General features: G+C 61.4%; 3 protein-coding genes. 1 reads left to right on the forward strand and 2 read right to left on the reverse strand.

Annotated features, from left to right (window positions below; genetic code table 11):
- Nucleotides 1–1,545 (reverse strand): DUF255 domain-containing protein (locus NUW23_15065; GenBank protein MCR4427479.1); only part of this gene is annotated, 1,545 nt, incomplete at its 3' end.
- Between the two features lie 213 nt (nucleotides 1,546–1,758).
- On the opposite strand from NUW23_15065, the gene NUW23_15070 reads away from it, so the two are divergent.
- Entirely contained in the window at nucleotides 1,759–3,345 is a 1,587-nt protein-coding gene (locus NUW23_15070; protein MCR4427480.1) for a hypothetical protein, read from the forward strand.
- Between the two features lie 555 nt (nucleotides 3,346–3,900).
- Here the strand turns inward: NUW23_15070 and NUW23_15075 are convergent.
- A partial coding sequence (locus NUW23_15075; protein ID MCR4427481.1) for a hypothetical protein occupies nucleotides 3,901–4,714 on the reverse strand: 814 nt, incomplete at its 5' end.

The raw sequence follows: 4,714 nt of genomic DNA on the forward strand, positions 1-4,714 counted from the left end.
CATCCCCTCTGGAGCCCCCACCTGCGCGAGGTAGGCCTCCAGGGCGAGAGCATAAGGGGCTGCATGGATCCCGTATTCTTCGTAGACCGAGTCACAGTAGGCCAAAGCTGAATGCGCGGAGTTTCGGTACCGTCGGTCGCCAACCGAAGCCCCTATGTTCACAAGCCAGACCGCTGCGTAAGCGTTTTCGGCGAAGTTGCGAACGGGCCTCGCAAGCGCCGGGGGGTCCTCAGGATCTGCGAACCGCGAATAGAACCCCGCGTCAGCCGCGGCGTAGTTCGCGATCAGTCTGTCGGCGAGGGCGGCCGAGCGCCCGATCCACACCGATTCCCCAGTAGCGCCGTGCGCGGCAAGGCAGGCGGCCCCTACGGAGATGAGGTCATGGGCAAGGCCCCACACGTGCGCCTCCCCGTCGAAGAAGTGCGCAAGCCCCCGGTCAGGCGAGAAGCACTTCTCAAAGATGGACTCCAGCACCGCGATCCCCCGCTTGATCCAGTCCGTCCGTTCGAAGGCCTGCCCCGCCTTTATCATCCCTTGCGCGCCTATGCCGTTCAGGTCCACATACAAGGTTCGGTCCACCGAAGGGGGCTTCACACGCACCCTTTCCTCCAGGGGAAGTAAATAGTATTCCTCATCGGCATCCTGCGATCCAGCCCACCCGTTCCACACTGGCATGAACAGCGTCGCGTTCAGATACCTCACTATGTCTGACGCCACCCGAGGATAGAGAGGGTCCGGGCTCGCCGCGTTTGCCCGGACGAGGACGGCGAGAAGGAGGGAGTTGTCGAGGAGCATCTTTTCAAAGTGCGGTACGCTCCAGTCCCGGTTAGTGGAGTAACGAAACAGCCCACCCTCCACGTGATCATAGGTTCCCCCCCCGGTCATGGCCTCAATGGTCTTCGCGAATATCTCCCGGTAAAGAGGTTCACGGTCACGGACATACGCACCTATGACGGCGTCGATCGCGTCAGTCATCGGGAATTTGGGTGCCCGGCCGAACCCCCCATGCTCGCGGTCGAATGCTGCGACCACTGCGCCCAGGATGTCTCGAATGACACCCCGAGACGGGTTGAATCCGAATCGGTCCACCTTATCTGTGTCACCGTCTGTCTCCGTGTCCGGTGCGACCTCTGACTCTACCACACGCAGAGCTGCAGGGTAGGCCTTCAGAACACGGTTGAGCCACTCCGTCATCCCCCGTGGAGGGATGTAGGTCGCACCGGCGATCGCGGTTCCGTCCGGAGTGAGGATCGCCGTCGTGGGCCAGCCGCCCATGTTGTATCTGTCGTTTATGTCCGGACGCATGTCCGTGTCCACCCTTATGGGAACGAAACGCTCGTTGATGAGCCGGATCACCTCAGGGTCGGAGTAGGTTGTCTGATCCATCACGTGGCACCAGTGGCACCATACCCCGCTAATCGCGAGGAGAACGGGCTTCCGCTCCGCCTTGGCAACCCCGAACGGGTGTCTGCCCCACTCATACCAATCGATATCCCGTGCCCGCTCGGCTCCGGGGTGTATGCGAATTCCTGTTGTATTCTTCATGTTTTCGCTCCTCGGCTCAATTTAGATGTGATCTCGGTTAGCATACCCTGATGAGCCAGGAACCTGGCTCGCGGGGCGCAAGTGCCCTGCTGGGGAACCCATATAGTGGCATGAGGTGTTGAATGTTCCCGCCGGGAATGGCTATTACGCGTGTATAATGTCCGTGGGGACCGTGCGAGAGTCCCCCATACCTATCTGCAAAGGGGACATGCAATGAAAATGCACACAAGGTCAGCGACGGGAAACGTTCTGCTTGCCTCTGCTCTCTGTGCATCAATGGTATTTGGCGCGGTCGTTCCCTCCAAAGCGGCCGCCGCGCCGAGTTCTCCGCCGCGTATCCCTCAGGGAAGTGTTGTCGAGGCCTACGAAATCGCGGACGTCACAGGCGACGGCTTAGCCGACCACATCTACCTCGTCGGCAGCTCGAGCTCTGTGGACACTCCTTTCCGCGAGTCCCGCAGCGTAGTCGTGATCGACGGCGCGCCGAATAGGCAGTTGTCGATCTCTCTCGGGAACCTGAGCGCGGGCTACCCAGGCTCTGTGATCATCGGTCGCATCAATCCCGACCGAATTCCCGACATCGTGGTCTCAGTTCCGACTGGCGGATCCGGCGGGACCATCCATTGCTTTGCGGTGACGATGGCCGGGGGAAAACCAAAGCAGCTTGTGAACGGCGAGGCGTTTGCGCGGGGCCCCGAGCTTGCCGTGAAGGCCGAGGACGGACGTGTAATCAAGGTTGAGGACCCTGCCCACGGCAAGGTTTTCTCAATCCCCCTTGCAAGCAGCGAAAGCGGCCGGGACGCTTTTGACGGGTACTATTCTCCCGCCGGGAAGATCGAGAAGCCCGTCGACGTCTTTGTGGACCCCGCAAGCGCCATCGAGATCCAGGACGGGGGCGATGGACCCGCGGAGCTTGTTTCGTACCAGAAGGTGTGGGCCGTATTGCACGCTAACTCAGTCGCTGTGGTCAGGACCGTTTGGAGTTGGGTAAACGATGGACTGCGTGTCAAGTCAGTAACCGTCACTCCATACTACACTCCTGACCAGTACAGGGATCATCTTCGGGGCGTGGACCGCACAAAACCAGCAACCGCAGTTGTGGAAGCGCTCGAGGCTTATCGAAATGGATTCCGGGATGCGCCCCTCGCCTGGAGGGAGAGCGCGTTCCTGGAGTTCAAGGCGTTCCACGAGGAGCTCGCGACTGCTATGCACAACTCGCTGGCCTCTGAGGTCCGGGGAGTTGATGGCTTCGAACGTCTGGAAGAGTCCGTCAGATCCCTCAAGGCATCAGAGGAGCCGTACCTTGCAGGCTTCGCTTTCGTTTACGACGGTGAACGAATGTATAACGTCGTGGCCCGCCCGGGCTTCTACATCGAGGAATTCGGCCCTTATCTATCGGCCGCGTACCGCGACTACATCGCGCTTGCGGACATCGAAGCGAACTGGCCTTGGGCTGTTGACGGCGCGCTCGTGATCCCGCTTGACGCGGTGGGGGCGAGGGTGAGGGCGTGGGAAGCCTACATCGAGGACTACCCTTCCTCTCCGTTCGCCGAGAAAGCGCGGGAGTACTACCGAACCCGGCTGACGTCGCTCCTCATAGGGCTCAACAACACCCCCCACCGCGATTACGAGACGGGCGAACTCCGCCCCGGGGTGATCGATGCCCTCCGCAGGTATGTACGGCTATACCCGGACGCGGACTCCGCGAGGATCGTGAATGAGGCCATCGAGATATACCGGAAGAACGGGTTCAAGTGGACGAGCTCCGTGAGTGCGGAGATCCTCAAGGTCGTCAAGTAGAGTTGGAGGCCGGCGGTGTCGCGGTTCATCCGCTCGACGCGGGGCCGTAAGCCGGGCGTAGGAGCAGGCCTGCATCGTGTGGGCCAGTGAGGCGCGGCGTGTAGCTGGGGCGGGTTGGCCCCGGAGTCCCTATCGCCGGTTCATTGGATATGTCCCGGTTGGTAGTTGACGAGCTCGGAAAGCTTCCAGTGGGCCCCGTCCTGCTAGACGGCATCTGGACCTGCCAACTACCGCGAGCCTGGAGCTTGTCCGGAGCAGCGCCCAGCTTATAGTGGTCAGGGGCAGCCAACCCATCAACCGCCGACTGGTACAGACGCAATGGCGCGGAAAGAGAGAGGTGCTCCAGGTGCTGGGGGCTGTAGCACGGAGTTTGCCTTCGGCCCATGCCAGCGTGGGCGGGCGTCGGCCTGGGAGCCAGCTGGCGGCTCCATTCGGCCTCCGCCCGCCCGGTCATGCATCCAGAGAGAACGGGCGGGACTCCATCTCAGGGGGTCCGCCCGTTCTTGTGCGATTCGCCGATGTCATATCAGGGTCGTCAACCCTGATGCTCTGTTCCTACCATCTCTCGAGTTGGATCTCGATCTCAGTCGTGTCTCCCGCCGCGACCTCTATGTCGTAGATGGTCTTCTCGCTCACGTCGTCGTACGGGAAGATCTCGATGTCGTAGAAGCCTTCGGCCGCTTGAATCTCGAACACACCTCGTCCGCGGGAGACGAAATCCCTCCTGTCCCCGCCGAACTCGCAGAGGACCACGTCCGCGGATGAATACGGTGCGTCATCCACCATGAGCTTCACGCGAATGGTTCCGAGCTCGTCGAAGCTGTAAGACCGCTCCATGGTCCCGCCGGACGGCACCTCGATGCCATGAAGTGTTGTGCGAGGATACCGCTCAGACTGAGGGTGGATTTGGAGTTCATAGGTTCCGGCTGCTACTCTGACCTCCCACGTTCCACTGCCGGTCCGATCGATCCACCTCTGGAACTCGCCGTTAATGAGGAGAGCCACGTCCGCCTGGCTGTAGGGCCGACCGTCGGCCTGGAGCCTCAGCCTCAACACGCCCTGGCCTCCCATATCGACGGTCTTCTCAACCGTGGCGCCCCCGGCCACCTGAATGTTCTCCAGCTTTCGGACAGACATGCCCATGCCCGTGTCCTCGGGGTGGATCTCCACGGTGTAGACGCCTTCCGCGACCTGGGCCTCCCATACGCCTCTTGCGGTTTCAGAGATCCACTTCTGGAACTCCCCGTCCATGAGCAGCCCGACATTCACGCCCGAGTAGGGCTTGCCTTCGGAGAGAACCTTGATTCGGAGGAGGCCCTGGCCTCCCATATCGACGGTCTTCTCAACCGTGGCGCCCCCGGCCACCTGA

Source organism: Bacillota bacterium, from assembly GCA_024655925.1.
GTDB lineage: Bacteria > Bacillota > DTU025 > DTU025 > JANLFS01 > JANLFS01.

Bases quoted from the DNA above. Each gene is read 5' to 3' on its own strand.
- NUW23_15070 (MCR4427480.1), top strand. From the start codon at position 1,759: ATGAAAATGCACACAAGGTCAGCGACGGGAAACGTTCTGCTTGCCTCT.